The sequence below is a fragment of the Oceanicola granulosus HTCC2516 genome (assembly GCF_000153305.1).
Taxonomy (GTDB): Bacteria; Pseudomonadota; Alphaproteobacteria; order Rhodobacterales; family Rhodobacteraceae; genus Oceanicola; species Oceanicola granulosus.
Genome location: NZ_CH724107.1, coordinates 263563 through 281088, shown reverse-complemented (window position 1 = coordinate 281088; position 17526 = coordinate 263563). Strand labels below are relative to the sequence as shown.

At 71.6% G+C, this 17526-nt stretch carries 20 protein-coding genes; 2 read left to right on the top strand and 18 right to left on the bottom strand.

All coding sequences use genetic code 11. The annotated features are described in order from the left end of the window. Positions 1-23: 23 nt before the first annotated feature. From OG2516_RS01360 to OG2516_RS01275, 18 genes are all read right to left on the bottom strand, one after another. Complete coding sequence (locus tag OG2516_RS01360) at positions 24-230, bottom strand: hemolysin XhlA family protein (protein WP_007253793.1); 207 nt, start codon at positions 228-230, stop codon at positions 24-26. Beyond that, positions 227-766 carry a holin family protein gene (locus tag OG2516_RS01355; protein WP_007253792.1) on the bottom strand — a complete coding sequence of 180 codons (540 nt, stop codon included), beginning with the start codon at positions 764-766 and terminating at the stop codon, positions 227-229. Before OG2516_RS01355 ends, OG2516_RS01360 begins: the two co-directional genes overlap by 4 nt. After that, positions 757-1368, bottom strand: coding sequence for a holin-associated N-acetylmuramidase (locus OG2516_RS01350; protein ID WP_007253791.1), 612 nt, complete (start codon positions 1366-1368; stop codon positions 757-759). The genes OG2516_RS01355 and OG2516_RS01350 overlap by 10 nt, the downstream gene beginning before the upstream one ends. 46 nt (positions 1369-1414) lie before the next feature. After that, positions 1415-1870 carry a cytochrome c maturation protein CcmE gene (gene ccmE, locus OG2516_RS01345; RefSeq protein ID WP_007253790.1) on the bottom strand — a complete coding sequence of 152 codons (456 nt, stop codon included), beginning with the start codon at positions 1868-1870 and terminating at the stop codon, positions 1415-1417. Continuing rightward, the gene (gene argC / locus OG2516_RS01340; protein WP_007253789.1) at positions 1867-2895 is read right to left on the bottom strand and encodes an N-acetyl-gamma-glutamyl-phosphate reductase; all 1029 of its coding nucleotides are present in this window, start codon (positions 2893-2895) and stop codon (positions 1867-1869) included. Before argC ends, ccmE begins: the two co-directional genes overlap by 4 nt. A 192-nt stretch (positions 2896-3087) precedes the next feature. Next, positions 3088-3900: a glutamate racemase gene (locus OG2516_RS01335; protein WP_007253788.1), complete on the bottom strand. Its 813-nt coding sequence runs from the start codon at positions 3898-3900 to the stop codon at positions 3088-3090. Next, the gene (locus tag OG2516_RS01330; protein ID WP_007253787.1) at positions 3878-4807 is read right to left on the bottom strand and encodes a lysophospholipid acyltransferase family protein; all 930 of its coding nucleotides are present in this window, start codon (positions 4805-4807) and stop codon (positions 3878-3880) included. The genes OG2516_RS01335 and OG2516_RS01330 overlap by 23 nt, the downstream gene beginning before the upstream one ends. A 75-nt stretch (positions 4808-4882) precedes the next feature. Further along, complete coding sequence (locus OG2516_RS18820; protein WP_156799255.1) at positions 4883-5773, bottom strand: NADH-quinone oxidoreductase subunit E; 891 nt, start codon at positions 5771-5773, stop codon at positions 4883-4885. A gap of 212 nt (positions 5774-5985) precedes the next feature. Next, positions 5986-7263, bottom strand: coding sequence for an NADH-quinone oxidoreductase subunit E (locus tag OG2516_RS01320; RefSeq protein WP_007253785.1), 1278 nt, complete (start codon positions 7261-7263; stop codon positions 5986-5988). 145 nt (positions 7264-7408) lie between these two features. Next, positions 7409-7699, bottom strand: coding sequence for a hypothetical protein (locus tag OG2516_RS01315; protein ID WP_007253784.1), 291 nt, complete (start codon positions 7697-7699; stop codon positions 7409-7411). A 10-nt stretch (positions 7700-7709) separates the two neighbouring features. Further along, positions 7710-8924 carry an NADH-quinone oxidoreductase subunit D gene (locus OG2516_RS01310; protein WP_007253783.1) on the bottom strand — a complete coding sequence of 405 codons (1215 nt, stop codon included), beginning with the start codon at positions 8922-8924 and terminating at the stop codon, positions 7710-7712. Further along, positions 8924-9823: a sulfotransferase gene (locus OG2516_RS01305; protein ID WP_007253782.1), complete on the bottom strand. Its 900-nt coding sequence runs from the start codon at positions 9821-9823 to the stop codon at positions 8924-8926. Before OG2516_RS01305 ends, OG2516_RS01310 begins: the two co-directional genes overlap by 1 nt. A gap of 4 nt (positions 9824-9827) precedes the next feature. Further along, on the bottom strand, positions 9828-10439 hold the full coding sequence (locus OG2516_RS01300; RefSeq protein ID WP_040615289.1) for an NADH-quinone oxidoreductase subunit C: 612 nt from the start codon (positions 10437-10439) through the stop codon (positions 9828-9830). Between the two features lie 49 nt (positions 10440-10488). Further along, the gene (locus OG2516_RS01295) at positions 10489-11067 is read right to left on the bottom strand and encodes a NuoB/complex I 20 kDa subunit family protein (RefSeq protein ID WP_050769134.1); all 579 of its coding nucleotides are present in this window, start codon (positions 11065-11067) and stop codon (positions 10489-10491) included. Positions 11068-11093: 26 nt separating this feature from the next. Further along, complete coding sequence (locus OG2516_RS01290) at positions 11094-11459, bottom strand: NADH-quinone oxidoreductase subunit A (RefSeq protein WP_007253779.1); 366 nt, start codon at positions 11457-11459, stop codon at positions 11094-11096. A 105-nt stretch (positions 11460-11564) separates the two neighbouring features. Further along, a complete protein-coding gene (locus OG2516_RS01285) occupies positions 11565-12272 on the bottom strand; it encodes a flavodoxin family protein (protein WP_007253778.1) in 708 nt (235 codons plus the stop codon). 50 nt (positions 12273-12322) lie between these two features. Continuing rightward, positions 12323-13525, bottom strand: coding sequence for a DegT/DnrJ/EryC1/StrS family aminotransferase (locus tag OG2516_RS01280; RefSeq protein ID WP_007253777.1), 1203 nt, complete (start codon positions 13523-13525; stop codon positions 12323-12325). 49 nt (positions 13526-13574) lie between these two features. Then, entirely contained in the window at positions 13575-14237 is a 663-nt protein-coding gene (locus OG2516_RS01275) for an HAD-IA family hydrolase (RefSeq protein WP_007253776.1), read from the bottom strand. Between the two features lie 100 nt (positions 14238-14337). On the opposite strand from OG2516_RS01275, the gene glmU reads away from it, so the two are divergent. Further along, positions 14338-15687 carry a bifunctional UDP-N-acetylglucosamine diphosphorylase/glucosamine-1-phosphate N-acetyltransferase GlmU gene (gene glmU / locus OG2516_RS01270; RefSeq protein WP_007253775.1) on the top strand — a complete coding sequence of 450 codons (1350 nt, stop codon included), beginning with the start codon at positions 14338-14340 and terminating at the stop codon, positions 15685-15687. 1 nt (position 15688) lies between these two features. Further along, positions 15689-17506 (top strand): glutamine--fructose-6-phosphate transaminase (isomerizing), encoded by a 1818-nt coding sequence (glmS, locus tag OG2516_RS01265; RefSeq protein WP_007253774.1) that lies wholly within the window; start codon positions 15689-15691, stop codon positions 17504-17506. Positions 17507-17526 lie beyond the last annotated feature (20 nt).

The window sequence follows — 17526 nt, the reverse complement described above, 5'->3', positions numbered from 1 at the left end:
CGGCACCCCCCGCGCCCTCGCCTTCAAACCAACGCCAACCCACCGCGCAGCGCGAAGGCCGTGCCCGCCGCGATCAGCACCCCGAGGATCAACCGCACCAGCCACTTCAGCGCGTCCTCGATCTCCGACAGCCGCTTCTCGACGTTCTCCCGGTGCACGTCGTCCACCGCGCCGCGCGTCTCGAGCGCCGCGAGGCGCTGCTCCGTCAGGCGCTGCCGCTCATCGCTCACCGCGCCACTCCCGCCTGCCACTCCGCGAGCGCCGGGTTATCCGAAACGTCCGGCTGCGGCCCCACCGGCTCCTCCGGTCGCTCGAGCGAGCGGATGTTGGCCTGCACCGCGCCCGCGCGCGCCGCGGTCTCGGCGACCGAGCGCTGAAAGTCCTGCCCCTTGGCCTGGTGGCGCGCGCCGAAGTAGAAGCTGACGATCGCGCCCATCAGCCACCAGAGCGGCTCGGGCACCAGCGCCAGCCCCTGCATCCGCCCCGCGAACCAGACCGGGTCGGCCATGGCGACCACGAACAGCCCCAGCGTGCCGAACGCCAGCATCGGGCGCGGCAGCCGGTTCAGCCCGTCGATCACCCGGTCGAACAGCCCCTTCCTCGGACGGACGAACTCGGCGGCGAACTGCGCCAGCGCCGCGTCCTTCGTCGACGCCTCGCGCGCCGCGCCGGCCTCGGCGTTCTCGCGGAACACGCCGAGCGTCTCGGCCACCGCGTTGCGCCCGCCGCCGAACAGCAGCTCGAACATCCCCGAGATCAGCCCCATTGCGCCACCCTCGCCCTGTGCGCCGCGTCGCTCAGATGGAAGCGCGGCGAGATGAACGTCTCGGCGCGCCGGATCCAGCCGCCCTTGCCGCCGTCGCGCCGGCGCGCGTACTTGCGCGAGGCCGGGCGGCGATCGGCGAGGGCGTAGTAGTAGTTGCGCCGCGCGATGCCGTAGGCGTCGACGAGATGGTCGGGCGCCGCCGCCTGCGCCCGGTGGGCCGCGCCGGCCGTCTCGGGGCCGATGATCCCGTCGACGGCCACGGGCAGGCGCATCTGCCCGAGCAGGCGCTGCAGGATCTTCACCGCGTTCGCGCCCGAATTGACGTACATGTCGAAGACCGACGGCTGCAGCGGCGCGGGCAGCTCGCCGATGCCCGGCCGCTCGAAGTAGTGCGCCACGAAGATCGCCACCGCCCGGTCGCGGTCGAGGCGGCGCACGTCGTTGGCCGTCACGCGCCCGTCGCCGTCGAGGTCGATCCCCAGCCGGCGCAGGGTGGCGAGGGTGACGCCGAACTTGGTCGGCCCGCCCGGATCGTCCGGGTCGTTCACGTAGCCGCCCTCCCGGGCGACGATCTCGCTGGCGATCTGTTGGACTGTCGGCATGATCCCCCCGCCTGTCGCTGACGAGGGGCATCCTGCGCCGGCGGGGTTAATTCGCCGCTGCCGCGCCGTCCGTTGCGCCTGCACGCGCCGCCTCGAGCGCGTCGCGGACCTCCTTGGGCTCGTAGGTCTCGTCGTGCTTGGCGAGGATCTCGCGGGCCTCGAAGGTGCCCCCGGCATAGACCCCCTGCCCGATCATCCCCTGGTTCTCGGCGAACAGGTCGGGCAGGATCCCGGTGTAGGTGACGGGGATCGTCTCCGCCCCGTCCGTCACCTCGAAACGCACCGTCTCGCCCGCGTCGCGCACGATGCTGCCCTCGACGACGAGGCCGCCGAGGCGGAACACCTCGTCGGGGGCGGGCGGCGCGGCGGCGACCTCGGAGGGCGAGCGGAAGAAGTTGATCCCGTCGCGCATCCCGTAGCCGATCAGCGCCGTCGCCCCCGCGAGCGCGACGAAGGCGACGACGATCACCTGGATTCGCCGGGTTTTCTTGAGCGACTTCACGGGAACAGCGGCGCGAGGCGAAGCCCCGTGCCCTCCTCGAGGCCGAGCATCAGGTTGGCGTTCTGGATCGCCTGGCCCGACGAGCCCTTCGCGAGGTTGTCGAGCGCGGCGATGACGATGGCGCGGCCGGGGATGCGGTCAGCCACGACGCCGAGGTGGCAGTAGTTCGAGCCGCGCACGTGGCGGACCGACGGATGCTCCCCCTCGGGCAGCACCACGAGGAATTCCTCCTCCGCGTAGCGCTCCGCCAGCGCGGCGTGGACCGCCGCCGCCTCGCCCTCGACGTAGACGGTGGCGAGGATGCCTCGGTTGGCGGGGATCAGGTGCGGCGTGAACTGCACCCGCACCTCGCGCCCGGCGATGGCGCTGAATTCCTGGTCGAACTCGCCGAGATGGCGGTGGATGCCGCCGACCGCGTAGCCATGTGCCCCCTCCGACAGCTCGGCGTGGAGCAGGTTTTCCTTGAGTGAGCGCCCGGCGCCGGAGACCGCGGCCTTGAGGTCGATGACGATCCGGTCGAGGTCGATCACCCCGGCCTCGATCAGCGGGCGCAGCGCGTATTGGCCGGTGGCGGCGTTGCAGCCGGTGCCGGCGACGAGGCGGGCGGCGCGGATGTCGTCGCGGTAGAACTCGGTGAGGCCGTAGACGGCCTCCTTCTGCAGCTCGAGCGCGGCATGGGGCTTGCCGTACCATTTCTCGTAGGCGGCCGGGTCGCGGAGGCGGAAATCGGCGGAGAGGTCCACCACCTTGAGGTCGCGCGGCAGCTCGGCGATGACCGCCTGGCTGGTGGCGTGGGGCAGCGCGCAGAAGGCGAGGTCGATGCCGGCGAAGTCGATTTCCTCGATGGTGGTGAGCCTCGGCAGGTCGAGGTGGCGCAAGTGCGGAAAGACCTGCGCCATCTCCATCCCGGCCTTGGAATTGCCCGACAGCGCCGCGATCTCCATGTCCGGGTGGGTCGCGATGTAGCGGACGAGCTCCGCGCCCGTGTAGCCCGATGCTCCGAGGATGGCGATCTTCGCTGTCATGTCTGCCCTTGCCCTGCCCGCTGACGATGTGTGCGCGCTAGATAAGCCTTCCGAACGGCCAAGGGAACCGCGCGCGGGCACCTTGTGCTCGGGCCGGGCCGAAGCCTGGCCTACAGCCGTCGTCGCACGCGCATCCCGCAGGCCGGGCTTCAGCCCGGCCCCCCGGCGGCCTGTCGGCTCAATCCGCCGGCCTCACGCACTCTCGAACGTGATGCTCTTCTTCATGAACTGCGTCGCCCGCGACGAGACCCGCTTCGGATCCCCCGTCGTCAGGAAAGCCCCCTGCGTCCCCTCGCCGATCATCTCCGGCCTCCGCTCGAGATAGTCGGCCAGGCTCTCCGCCACGAGGTTGGCCTGGCTGAACACGTTGACCCCGGCCCCCAGCGCGTCCTGGAACACCTCCGCCATCAGCGGATAGTGGGTGCAGCCGAGCACCGCGGCGTCGGGCTCGGGCATCTTGCGCAGCAGCGCGTCGACGTGGCTGCGCACCAGCGCCTCGGCGAGGATCATGTCGCCCTCCTCGATCGCGTCGACCACGCCGCCGCAGGCCTGCGCCTCGACGTCGACGCCGATGGCGCGGAAGGCGAGCTCGCGCTGGAAGGCGCGGGCGCGCACGGTGGCGGGGGTGGCGAACAGGGCCACGTGCTTGACCGCCACCTCGCGCGGCGGCGAGTTGTCGCCCCATTGCCGCTCGGTCAGCGCCTCGATCAGCGGCACGAAGACGCCGAGCACTCGCTTGTTCGGCGGCACCCAGCTCTCCTGCATCCGCCGCAGCGCCGCCGCCGAGGCGGTGTTGCAGGCCAGGATGGCCAGGTCGCAGCCGGCCTCGAACAGCCGCGCCACGGAGGCGGTGGTCAGATCGTAGATGTCGTCGGCGTCGCGCACCCCGTAGGGCGCGTGCGCACTGTCGGCCATGTAGACGAACGGCACCTCGGGCAGCCGCTTCTGCACCGCCTCCAGGACGGTGAGCCCGCCCAGCCCGCTATCGAAGATCCCGACTGCCATCGCTCCTGCCTCCTGCTCGGCCGCTGTGGCGCGGCTTGTACTTGGCCTCGAACTCGAATCCCAGAGAGTCCGCGCATACCGGCCGCGGCGAGAGCGCGTAGGTGCAGTGCCGCAGGTACGCCATCAGCGCCCGCGCATCGCCCCGCCGCGCCGCGATCGCCTCCCGCGGCACCGGCGCGCCCACGACCACCCGCACCGGCGTGCCCGCACGCCTGCGGAACTCGCGGATCAGCATCCCCATCCGCAGCGTCTGGTGGACGTGGCTGGCGAGCTGGAACAGCCGGCTGTTGGCGCCCTCGAAGAAGATCGGCACCACCGTCGCGTCGGAGCGCGCGATCATCTTGGCGGTGAAGGTCCGCCAGCCCGGATCCATCGGCGGCGCGAACGGCCGCGCCGCCGTCGAGACGGTGCCGCCCGGGAAGACGCCGATCGCCCCGCCCTGCCCGAGGTAGCGCAGCGCCTCGGCGCGCGTCTCGAGGTTCTCGCGCGCGGCCTCCTTCGTGGCGTCGAACGAGATCGGCAGGATCACCCGTTCGAGGTCGGGCGACTTGCGGAAGATCCGGTGCGCGAGCACCCGGAAATCGCCGCCGCGCCGGGCGCTCAGGATGCGCCCCATCATCAGCCCGTCGAGCACGCCGTAGGGGTGGTTGGCCACCACCACCAGCGGCCCCTCGGCGGGGATCGACGCGAGGCTGCCGCCGACGACGTCCAGGCTCAGGCCGTAGCGGTCGGTGATGACCTGCCAGAAGTCGCGCCCCTCGGCGACCTCGAGGTCGTAGCCCCGCGCCCGGCGCACGAGCGAAATCCGCCCCGTGGCGTTCTCCATGACCCGGATCATGGCCCGCCCCGAGCGGGTGGCGGCGGAGGTGGCGTAGGTGATGTCGCGCGCGACATGCCGGCTGCTCATGGTCAGGTGGCCCCGAGGTGGAAGATGTTGATGTCTCACCCCTTACTACCTGACGCCGCGTCCGTCGCGCACGAACTACGCGGGATCGGAAATTGCGCGCGCCTGCTCGACCCAACGGTCACGGCTGGCGCGGCCACGGAAGCCCTGCAGGTTGTCGTCGACCCAGGCCAGCTCGCGCGGGCCCCAGCCGGCGATCTGGTCGAAGTGGTAGATGCCCATCTCGTTGAGCACCCGCTCGAGCTTCGGCCCGATGCCACGGATGCGCTTGAGATCGTCCGCCTGCCCGCCCCTCGGCGCCTCGAGCAGCGGCGGCCGGTCGGCCTCGCCGGGCGCGTCCAGCTCGGCCTCGAGATCGCCGCCCTCGCTGCCCGCGCCGGAAGTCGGCTCCGGGACCTCCTCGGGGTCGGCGTCGTCGGCGGGCGCGGCGAAGTCCGGCTCCGGCGTCTCCACCGGCGCCCCGAGGGCCGGGTCCGGCGCGGCCTCGTCGGGATGCGGCGCCGCGTCCTCCCGGCGCTCCTCGTGCCTCGCGGCCTCTTCCGCCTCCGGCACCTCGACCACCCCCGGCGCGTCCTCGTAGCCGAGCGGCCCCGCCACCGGCGCCGCCGCCGCGTCCGGCTCGGTCTCGGGCTCGGGCCCTGCGTCGGCGCCCCGCTCGTCCTCCAGCTCGGCCCGCTCCGCCTCGGCCTCCGCCACAGAGACCTGCTCCGGGCTCATCGGCGCCGACACCGGCGGCGCGGGCGAGCCCGGCACGCCCGCCGGGGCGTCACCGGCCTCGGCGCCCCGATTGCACACGGCCTGGATCATCGCGAACGCCACCGCCGGGAACACCAGCACGCCGACCAGCAGCCCCGGCAGGAAGCCGAGCCAGCCGAACACCCAGCTCGCCAGCATCACCACCACGCCGACCCCGGCGCCGATGACCCAGCACCGGCTGCGGCACTGCTCTTTCTCTGACCTGGCAGACATGGACGACCCTCCGGTTGCGGCACATTTTCACGCCACCATAGCGCGCCACCCCCACGAGCGCGAGGCGCGCCGGCGCGGGTCCGCCTCCGGCGGGGATATTTGCAGGACAGAGACAGCCACGCGGCGCGCCGTCCCGTCTCTGTTCTCGAAATATCCGCGGGGGTGAATTGGCCGTCAGGCCAAGAGGGGGCCCGCGGGCCCCCTGCAGCGTCTCAGCTCTCGACGCGGTCCTTCGCCTGCTGCACCCAGCCGTCGCGCTCGATGCGGCCCTTGAACTTCAGCCGGGCGTCGACCCACGCGATCTCCTTCTCGCCCCACGCGGCGATCTGGGAGAAGTGGTAGATGCCGAGCTCGTTGAGCTGGCGGGCGAGCTGCGGGCCGATGCCCTTGAGCTGCTTGAGGTCGTCGGCCTCGCCCTCGGGCGCGTCGAGCAGCCGCGGCGCGGATTCCCCGGACGTGGCCGCGTCATCGCCCTCGGCGGGCTGCAGCGGTGTGTTGTCGGGGGCGCTGCCGTGCGCGGGCTTGCGGTCCTCGGGCGGGTCGACGGGGGCGCCGGGCTCCGACTCGGCGGTGCGCTCGTCGTGGGCCGGCTCGACGTCGGCCTCGGGGTGGCCGAGCGCCTCGGTCTCGGGCGCCTCGCCGGGCGCCTCGGAGGTCTTGTCGCTCGCCTCGCCCACGTTGCGGGGCGGAGCGGCATCGGCGTCGCTGCGCCCGCCCTGTGGCGCGGTCGGGCCCTTGGGGCCGAGGAGCTCGTCGCGCCCGTCGGCGTCGGTGTCCTCGTCGGCCTGCTGCCAGGGCGTGCGCAGCGGCACCTCGGTGCCGTCGATGCGCTTGATCGTGTCGCCGATGTCGGCGGCGAGGCGGGCGGAGGCGTTGAGCCCGTCACGGCCCTCCTCGTACGCCTTCAGCGAGGTCAGCCCCGAGGCCGGCTCGGAGGCGTAGCGGCCGTTCTGCGGGCCCGGCGTCGGCACGCGGCCGGCGGCCATCTCGTCGAGCAGGCCCTCGAGCTTGCCCGGCGTCAGGTCCTCGTAATAGTCCTTGCCGATCTGGGCCATCGGCGCGTTGGCGCAGGCGCCGAGGCACTCGACCTCCTCCCAGGAGAAGCGGCCGTCGGCGGACAGCTCGTGCGGCCGCGCGGCGATCTTGGTCTTGCACAGCTCCATCAGCTCCTCGGCGCCGCAGATCATGCACGACGTGGTGCCGCAGACCTGCACGTGCGCCACCGAGCCCACGGGCTGCAGCTGGAACATGAAGTAGAAGGTCGCCACCTCGAGGGCGCGGATGTAGGCCATGCCCAGCATCTCGGCGACCGCCTCGATCGCGGGGCGCGACAGCCAGCCCTCCTGCTCCTGGGCGCGCCACAGCAGCGGGATGATCGCGCTGGCCTGGCGGCCGGCGGGATACTTGGTGATCTGCGCCTCGGCCCAGGCCTGGTTCTCGGCGGTGAAGGCAAAGGATTCAGGCTGCTCGTGGTGCAGACGTCTCAGCATCGAAACAGGCTCCGGTGATGGCGCGCGGCGCGCGGGGCCGCAACTCGCAGGCGGGGTAGCCCAAGCGCGGAGTGAGGGTCAAGGCGCGACGGTGCCGGGGCCCCTGCCCCGGTCGTGCCGCGTGGCTGGTGCGGGGCCGGGCCGCTCACGCCGCCGCGCAGCTCCCGGTGCTCAGGCGGAAGCCGCCGGGCGCGGCCTGGACCAGCTCGCCGCGCCGGGCGAGGTGCTCGGTCAGGCTGCGCAGCTTGTCCGGCGCGAAGCCGGTCGCCTGCTCCACCTTCCCCGCCTGCGCGTCGGTGGCGACGGTGCAGCCCGCGCGCTCGACCGCGCCGCGAAACAGCGCGACGTCGGCCGCGCTGATGCCGGCCGGCAGCGGCACCGGCGGCGCGCAGGCGGCGAGCGCCAGCAGGGAGAGTGCGATGAGCGCGCGGCGCATGGGGCTCCTCCTAGCGGTCGACCTCGCCAAACACGATGTCGAGCGTGCCGATGATGGCGGAGACGTCGGCCAGCTGGTGGCCCTTGGAGATGTGGTCCATCGCCTGCAGGTGCAGGAAGCCCGGGGCGCGCAGCTTGGCGCGGTAGGGCCGGTTGGTGCCGTCGGCGACGAGGTAGACGCCGAACTCGCCCTTGGGCGCCTCGACGGCGCAGTAGACCTCGCCCTCGGGGACGTGGAAGCCTTCGGTGTAGAGCTTGAAGTGGTGGATCAGCGATTCCATTGAGGTCTTCATGTCGGCGCGCGAGGGCGGCGTGACCTTGCCGCGCGCGAGCACGTCGCCGCGCTCGCGGCGCAGCTTCTCGCAGGCCTGGCGGATGATGTGCGTCGATTGCCGCATCTCCTCCATCCGCACGAGGTAGCGGTCGAAGCAGTCGCCGTTCTTGCCCACGGGCACCTGGAACTCGAACTCGTCGTAGCACTCGTAGGGCTGGGCCCGGCGCAGGTCCCAGGCGAGGCCCGAGCCGCGCACCATGACGCCGGAGAAGCCCCAGTCGAGGATCTCCTGCTCGTTGACGATGCCGATATCGACGTTGCGCTGCTTGAAGATGCGGTTCTCGGTGAGCAGACCGTCGATGTCGTCGAGCACCTCGGGGAAGGTCTTGGCCCAGGCGTCGATGTCCTCGACGAGTTCGTCGGGGAGGTCCTGGTGCACGCCGCCCGGGCGGAAGTAGGCGGCGTGGAGCCGCGCCCCGCAGGCGCGCTCGTAGAAGATCATCAGCTTCTCGCGCTCCTCGAAGCCCCAGAGCGGCGGGGTGAGCGCGCCGACGTCCATCGCCTGCGTGGTGACGTTGAGCAGGTGGTTCAGCACCCGGCCGATCTCGGAATAGAGCACCCGGATGAGCTGCGCCCGGCGCGGCACCTCGGTGCCGGTGAGCTTCTCGATGGCGAGGCACCAGGCGTGCTCCTGGTTCATCGGCGCGACGTAGTCGAGGCGGTCGAAATAGGGCAGGTTCTGGAGGTAGGTGCGGGTCTCCATCAGCTTCTCGGTGCCGCGGTGGAGCAGCCCGATATGCGGGTCGCAGCGCTCGACGATCTCGCCGTCGAGCTCGAGCACCAACCGGAGAACACCATGCGCCGCAGGGTGTTGCGGGCCGAAGTTGATGTTGAAGTTGCGGATCTTCTGCTCGCCCGTCTGGGCGTCCTGGAAACCCTTCGCGCCGTCCATCATGCTGTCACCTTCGCAAGATTGGCCTGCCAGCGGGCAGGCAGCGGGCCGACATGCTCGGCCACCCATTCGTATTGCGGCCCGAGCAGGTCGAGCGCGGGAGCCACGAGGTCCTCCCGCATCTCGGCCCGGGGCCCTTCATGCACCCGCCGCCCGAGCGCCGCCGGCGCCGGGGTGAGGCCGAGGAAGGCGCAGATCGCCTCCCACCCGGCCGGGGTGAACATCTCCTCGCAAAACGCCACCATGAGCCGCTCGCGCGGCACCACGCGGCGCAGCCGGGCGACGGTGGCGGCGTAGTCGCCCCGCGCCGTGACGTGCTGCTCGCCGCCCTGCCGCACGATGCGCGACAGGATCATGTTGGCCTTCGCCTCGAGCGTCTCGCCCTCGCCGAGCCGGCGCTCGGCCAGCATCCGCACGTGGCTCCAGAGCCGGGCGAGCGGATCGCGCACGAGGTAGATCACCTTCGCGTCCTCGGCCGTGGCGAGCATCCGCTCCAGCATCGGCTCGGGCAACAGCCCGTAGGCCGGCGTCAGGTCGGCGACGAGCCTGGCGCCCCCGGCGTCGCGCAGCAGCCAGTCGCGGTAGGCCGAGTCGTCGTCGCGCGGCCCCTCGATCACCTCGATCAGCGCGTCCATGTCCTCGCCGCGCTGGCGGAAGTTGTCGGCCCGGCGCGCATTGCCCACCTCGGCGAACTGCGCCTGCTGGCGGGCGAAGGCGGCACGCTGGCGCCGGAAGACCTTGGCCTGGTGCGCCCGCGCCTCGGGGGCGAAGCTGTCCCAGTAGTGGGCTTCCTTCACCGTCGGCAGCCGCGCCTCCGGATGGTCCGCCAGGGCGCGATAGAGCCAGGACGTGCCGGCCTTGGTCGCGCCCACGCCGAAGAGGAGGCCCGGCTGCGCCACGGGGCTAGCCCTTGGCCTCGTCGGCCTTGTCGTCGCCGGGCAGGATGTAGTTCGCGCCCTCCCAGGGGCTCAGGAAGTCGAACTGGCGGTATTCCTGCACCAGCTTCACCGGCTCGTAGACGACGCGCTTCTGCACCTCGTCGTAGCGCACCTCGGTGTAGCCGGTGGTGGGAAAGTCCTTGCGCAGCGGGTGGCCGCGGAAGCCGTAGTCGGTCAGCAGCCGGCGCAGGTCGGGGTGGCCCGAGAACAGGATGCCGAACATGTCGAAGATCTCGCGCTCGAACCAGTTCGCCGACGGGTGGATGCCGGTGATCGAGGGGACGAGGTCTTCCTCGCGCACCAGCGTGCGCAGCCGGATGCGCTGATTCTGGTACATCGACAGGAAGTGGTAGACCACGTCGAAGCGCTTGGCGCGGCCCGGGTGGTCGACGGCGGTGATGTCGACGAGCGTGGAGAACCGGCAGGTCGCGTCGGTCTTGATGAACTCGACGAAGCCCGGGAGGTTGGCGAGCGCGACGGTGACCGTCAGCTCGCCGTGGTCGACCTGCCACGCGGCGACGCAGTCGGGGCGGCGGGCCTCGATGTGGCCGCCGAGCTCGTTGAGGGCGTCGGTCATCTGGGTGGTATCGGGCATCTGTCCTCCTGTCCCCGCGGACGCGCGACCGTCAGCGGACGATTGTCCCGGTGCGGCGGATTTTGCGTTGCAGCTGCAGGATGCCGTAGAGCAGCGCCTCGGCGGTGGGCGGGCAGCCGGGGACGTAGATGTCGACCGGCACGATGCGGTCGCAGCCGCGCACCACGCTGTAGCTGTAGTGGTAATAGCCGCCGCCGTTTGCGCACGAGCCCATGGAGATCACGTAGCGCGGCTCGGGCATCTGGTCGTAGACCTTGCGCAGCGCGGGGGCCATCTTGTTGGTCAGGGTGCCGGCGACGATCATCAGGTCCGACTGGCGCGGGCTGGCGCGGGGCGCGGTGCCGAAACGCTCGAGATCGTAGCGCGGCATCGACGAGTGCATCATCTCGACGGCGCAGCAGGCGAGCCCGAAGGTCATCCAGTGCAGCGAGCCGGTGCGCGCCCAGTTGATGATGTCGGCCGTGGAGGTGACGAGGAAGCCCTTGTCCTGCAGCTCGCGGTTCAGCGCCTGCGTCGCCACTTCCTTGTCACCCTCGGCGGTGTTCGCGCCGTACGGCGTCAGGACGGAGGGGCCCGACTTGACCCGCTCTTCCTGGATTCCGGCACCCATGACCTCGGTCACGTCGGGCTTTTCGGTCACTCCCATTCGAGCGCCCCTTTCTTCCACTCGTAGGCGAAGCCGATGGTCAGCACGCCGAGGAATACCATCATCGACCAGAAGCCGACCATCGACATGTCCTTGAAGGCAACGGCCCACGGGAACAGGAAGGCGACTTCGAGATCGAAGATGATGAACAGGATCGACACGAGATAGAAGCGCACGTCGAACTTCATCCGCGCGTCGTCGAAGGCGTTGAAGCCGCACTCGTAGGCCGAGACCTTCTCGGGATCCGGGTGCCGCACCGCGATCAGCGCCGCGGCGCCGATGAAGATCACCCCGAGCGCGATGGCGAGACCGAGAAACACGAGGATCGGCAGGTATTCCCTCAGAAACTCTTCCATGTCGGCCTCCTGACGCCTGATCGTTGACGCCCGACTTACCCCCCCGCCCACCGGCGGTCAACAAGCCGCGGCCCGCCTGCGATCACGGGCCGCGGAGCCGCCGCGTCAGGCGCGGTATTCGGGGTTGGCGTGGTCCAGCGAGGTGCCCGCGTCGAGGGCGCGCCGATCGTTGCCCTCGTTCGGGATGCCGCCCGCCAGCAGCCGCGCCACGTGGAGCAGGTTGTGCGCCATGATCGTGGTGTTGCGCGCGGTGAAGGCGTTGTCGTACCCGACGCGCCCGCCGTCCTCCTGCTCGTCGCCGTAGGACGGCCCCGGCCCCGCCTCGCCGATCCAGCCGCAATCGGCCTGCGGCGGGATGGTGAAGCCGAGGTGGTTGAGCGCGAAGCCCAGCGTCATCGCGGTGTGCTTGATGCCGTCCTCGTTGCCGGTGATCACCGACCCGGCCACCTTGCCGTAGAACGACGACTGCCCGCGCGCGTTGAGCTCGCCCGACATCGCGTAGAGCCGCTCGATCAGCACCCGGCAGACCGAGCTCTCTTCGCCCAGCCACAGCGGTGTGCCGATGACGACGATGTCGGCCGCCTGCACCTTGCGCCACAGCCCGGGCCAGTCGTCGCGCGGCCAGCCATGCTCCGTCATGTCCGGGTAGACCCCCGGCGGCACCTCGTGGCTCAGCAGGTGCACCCGCTCCACCGCGACGCCGTGCCCGGCGAGGATGATGCCCACCGCGTTGAGCAGCAGCTGGGTGTGGCTCTCCTCGGGCCGGCGCTTGAGCGTTGTGTTGAACAGCAGCGCCTTGATCTGGTCGGACATGCGGGGGCTCCTTCGCCGCTAGAGCGTAGCCCGCGCACCGGCCCCGGCCACTACCCCGCCGCGCCCGCCTGGTACACCGCCGACACCTCGGCGCGGATGATCCGCGCGATCAGGGCGCAATCGTCGAGGCTGAAGGTCAACGGCAGGCGCATGTCGATCAGCCCCGCCAGCACCCGGTCGGTGCGCGGCAGCTCGGGCACCGGCGCATAGCGCCAGCTGTCGTAGCGCGAGGTGAAGCCCACCGGCTCGGCCGCGCCGAACCATTTCAGCTCCACCCCCCGCGCCGCGCAGCGTGCCACCACCTCGCGCACCGCCGCCCCGTCCCAGTCCGCCAGCAGCGCCTGAAACGAGGAGCCCACGTAGGCCTCCGCCGCCGGCCGGGCGATCAGCGTCAGCCCCGGCACGTCGCGCAGGCCCACCTCGACGGCGCGGTAGCGCGCGTTCCACCGCGCCACCTGCCCGGGCAGCGCCGCGAGCTGCGGGCGCAGGATCGCCGCGCGCAGGTTGTCCATCCGCGCCGAGACGTTGGGCACGTCGTAGCGCACCCGCTCGAACACCTCGCGCGGCGGCGCGCTGGCGTGGCGCTCGAACAGCATGTAGCTCCCCGACCCGATGATCGCCCGCGCCGCGACCTCGTCGTCGTCGGTGACGAGGAAGCCGCCCTCGCCGGAATTGACGTGCTTGTAGGTCTGCGCCGAGTAGCAGCCGACCCATCCGTGCCGTCCCGACGGCACCCCGGCCCAGCTCGCCCCCATCGTGTGCGCGCAATCCTCCACGACGGTGACGCCGGCCGCGTCGCACAGCGCCATGAGCCGGTCCATGTCGCAGATATGGCCGCGCATGTGGCTCAGCAGCAGCACGTCCGCCGCGCCCGCCTTGGCCGCGAGATCGTCGAGGTCGATGACCAGCCCCTCGGTCACCTCCACGTAGATGGGCTCCGCCCCCACCGCCGCGATCGCGCCCGGCACCGGGGCGAGGGTGAAGGCGTTGGTCAGCACCTTGTCGCCCGGCCGCACCCCGACCGCGCGCAGCGCCGTGCTCATTGCCGCGCCGCCCGAGGCCACCGCCAGCGCGTAGCGCGCGCCGACCATCGCGGCGAACTCCGCCTCCAGGAGCGCCGCCTCCCCCGCCTCGCCCGGCGCGGTGTTGTAGCGGTGCAGCCGCCCGTGCCGCATCACCTCCAGTGCCGCCGCGATCCCCGCCTCGGGGATCGGCTCCTGCTGCGTAAACGATCCGGTGAATACTTCGCTCATACGCCCATCCAGTAGGGTGCGCATTCATTGCGCACCTCCCCGCGCTCACCTAGAGCCCCAACCCCTCGACGACCTCCACCAACTCCCCGAACGCGCCAATCACCGCGTCCGGCCCCCACTGCGCGACCGTCTCGCCCGCCGGCCCGAAGGTCACCAGCACCGAGGGCACCTTCGCCGCCTGCGCCGTGAGCCGGTCGGTCTCGGTATCGCCCACGAGGCAGGTCCGCCCCGGCGTCCCGCCGAGCCGCCGCACCGTCTCGTGGAACGGCTCCGGGTCGGGCTTGCGCACCGCCAGCGTGTCGGCCCCGACCATCGCGCCGAACGCCTCGCGCACACCAAGCTCGGCCAGCAGCTTCTCCGCCAGCGCCTCGGGCTTGTTGGTGCAGATGCCCACACCATACCCCGCCTCCACCAGCGCCCCCACCGCCTCCATCGCCCCGGGATAGAGCGTCGTGTGGCGCGCGATCCGAGCGCCGTAGGCCTCGAGCAGGCGCGGATAATCCTCCTCCACCAGTGCCTTGTCGTGCTCGTCCACCCGCGAGAAGCCGAGCGTCAGCATCGCCCGCCCGCCGTGGAACGCCGTCTCGGCGTCGGCCGCCGGGTCGAGCAGGTCGCCGAGGCCCCTCGCCCGGAAGCAATGGTTCGCCGCCGCGATGAGGTCGGCGCTGGAATCGACGAGCGTGCCGTCGAGATCGAAGATGACCGTGCGCATTCCGCCCCTGTAACGGGGCGTCACGCGAAGTGAAAGCCAATCGGGTTGAAGCGGCGTGGCGGACGGATAGAAGGGTCGCAACCTACAAGTGAGGCAGAGCATGAGCACGTCGCTGATCCTGCTGGCCGCCGGCCAGGGCACGCGCATGAATTCCGACCGGCCCAAGGTGCTGCACGAGATCGCCGGCGCGCCGCTCCTCGTCCACGCGATACGCTCTGGCGCGGCGCTCGAGCCCGCGCGCGTCGTGGTCGTCGCCGGCCACGGCGCCGACGCGGTGCGAGCCGCGACGAAGGCTTGGGCCCCCGAAGCCGAGGTCGTGGTGCAGGCCGACCAGCTCGGCACCGGCCACGCCGTCGCCCAGGCCCGCGAGGCGCTCGCCGGCGCGACGGGCGACGCCATCGTGCTCTACGCCGACACCCCCTTCATCCGCCCCGAGACGCTGGAGGCGATGCGCGAGGCCCGCCGCAAGCACGCGGTGGTGGTGCTCGGCTTCGAGGCCGCCGACCCGGGCCGCTACGGCCGCCTCGTCACCGAGGGCGAGGAGCTGCTGCGCATCGTCGAGTACAAGGACGCCAGCGACGCGGAGCGCGCGATCACCCTGTGCAATTCCGGCGTCGTCTGCGCCGATGCCGGGCTGCTGTTCGACCTCGTCGCCGAGGTGGGCAACGACAACGCCAGCGGCGAGTACTACCTGACCGACATCGTCGCCATCGCCCGTGCGCGGGGCCTGAGCGCCACCGTGGTGCGCTGCGACGAGGCCGAGACCCTCGGCGTCAACACCCGCGCCCAGCTCGCCGACGCCGAAGCCGCCTTCCAGGCCCGCGCCCGCGCCGCGCTGGCCGAGGACGGGGTGACGCTAGTCGCGCCCGAGACCGTCTACCTCGGCCACGACACCGCGGTCGGGCGCGACGCGGTGATCGAACCGCACGTGGTCTTCGGCCCCGGTGTCACCGTCGAGAGCGGCGCGACCATCCGCGCCTTCTCCCACCTCGAGGGCTGCCACGTCAGCGCCGGTGCCGTGGTCGGCCCCTACGCCCGCCTGCGCCCCGGCGCCGAGCTTGCCGAGGGGGTCAAGGTCGGCAACTTCGTCGAGATCAAGAACGCCAGCCTCGCCGAGGGCGCCAAGGTAAATCACCTCAGCTACGTCGGCGACGCCGAGGTCGGCGCGCGCGCCAATCTCGGCGCCGGCACCATCACCTGCAACTACGACGGCGTATTCAAGCACCGCACCGAGATCGGCGCCGAGGCCTTCATCGGCTCCTCCACCATGCTCGTCGCCCCGGTCCGTGTCGGCGCGGGCGCGATGACCGGCTCCGGCTCGGTCATCACCCGCGACGTCCCCGACGGCGCCCTCGGCGTCGCGCGCGGGCGGCAGGTCAACAAGGACGGCTTCGCCACCCGCCTGTTCGCGCGCCTGAAATCCCTCAAGAACGCCCAGAAGGGAGCCTGACATGTGCGGCATCGTCGGAGTCCTCGGCAGCCACGAGGCCGCCCCCCTGCTGCTCGACGCGCTCAGGCGGCTCGAATATCGCGGCTACGACAGCGCCGGGATCGCCACCGTCTCCGACGGCCGGCTCGACCGCCGCCGCGCCGTGGGCAAGCTCGTCAACCTGTCCGACCTGCTGGTCTACGAGCCGCTGACCGGCAAATCCGGCATCGGCCACACCCGCTGGGCCACCCACGGCGCCCCCACCACCGCCAACGCCCACCCCCACGCCGCCGGCGGCGTCGCCGTGGTCCACAACGGCATCATCGAGAACTTCCGCGAGCTGCGCGCCGAGCTCGCCGAGGCCGGCATCGGCCACGAGACGGACACCGACACCGAGACCGTGGCGCTGCTCGCGCAGCACTACCTCTCCCGGGGCCTGTCGCCCCGCGACGCCGCCGAGCGCACCATCTCGCGCCTCACCGGGGCCTACGCGCTCTGCTTCCTGTTCGAGGGCGAGGACGACCTGCTCATCGTCGCCCGCCAAGGCTCGCCGCTCGCCATCGGGCACGGCGACGGCGAGATGTTCGTCGGCTCCGACGCCATCGCCCTCGCCTCCATGACCGACCGCATCACCTACCTCGACGAGGGCGACCGGGCGGTCGTCACCCGCACCTCGCTCGAGATCCGCGACGCCGCCGGCCAGCTCGTCAACCGCCCCGTCAAGACCATCCACCTCGACGCCGCCGCCGTCGACAAGGCCGGCTACAAGCACTTCATGGCCAAGGAGATCGCCGAGCAACCCGCCGTGCTGACCCGCGCCCTCGACGCCTACTTCGCCGACGGCGCCATCGCGCTGCCCGAGCCGGGGCTCGACTTCTCGCGCATCGAGCGGCTCACCCTCGTCGCCTGCGGCACCGCCTTCTACGCCTGCCTGACGGCGAAATACTGGTTCGAGCAGCTCGCCCGCCTGCCGGTCGAGGTCGACGTCGCCTCGGAGTTCCGCTACCGCGAGCCGCCGATCAGCCCCGGCACGGCGGCGCTGTTCGTGTCGCAATCCGGCGAGACGGCCGACACCCTCGCCGCCCTGCGCTACTGCCGCGACAGGGCCGAGACGATCGGCGCGGTGGTCAACGTCACCGAGAGCACCATCGCCCGCGAGAGCGACCTCGTCCTGCCGATCCACGCCGGCGCCGAGATCGGTGTCGCCTCCACCAAGGCCTTCACCTGCCAGCTCACCGTGCTGCTGCTGCTCGCGCTCCGGGCCGCCCACGCCCGCGGCCGCCTCGACGACGCCGCCCTCGCCGACAAGATCGCCGGCCTGCGCGCGCTGCCCGGCCTCGTCAACCACGGCCTCGCCATCGAGGAGGCCACCCGCGACATCGCCCGCCGCCTCTCCGAGGCCCGCGACATCCTCTTCCTGGGCCGGGGCATCATGTATCCGCTGGCCTTGGAGGGAGCGCTGAAGCTCAAGGAAATCAGCTACATCCACGCCGAAGCTTATGCCTCTGGCGAACTCAAGCACGGCCCCATCGCCCTCGTCGACGAGCACGTCCCGGTGATCGTCATGGCCCCGCGCGACGGGCTCTTCGACAAGACGATCAGCAACATGCAGGAAGTCATGGCGCGCGGCGGGCGGATCCTGCTGGTGTCCGACGCCACCGGCATCCGCGAAGCCGGCGACGGCGTCTGGCAGAGCCTCGCCATGCCCGAGGTCGACCCGTGGCTCGCGCCCATCCTCTACGCGCTGCCCGCCCAGCTGCTGGCCTACCACACCGCCGTCGCGAAGGGCACCGACGTCGACCAGCCCCGCAACCTCGCCAAGTCCGTGACGGTCGAGTAGCGCGCGCCCCGCCGCTTCAT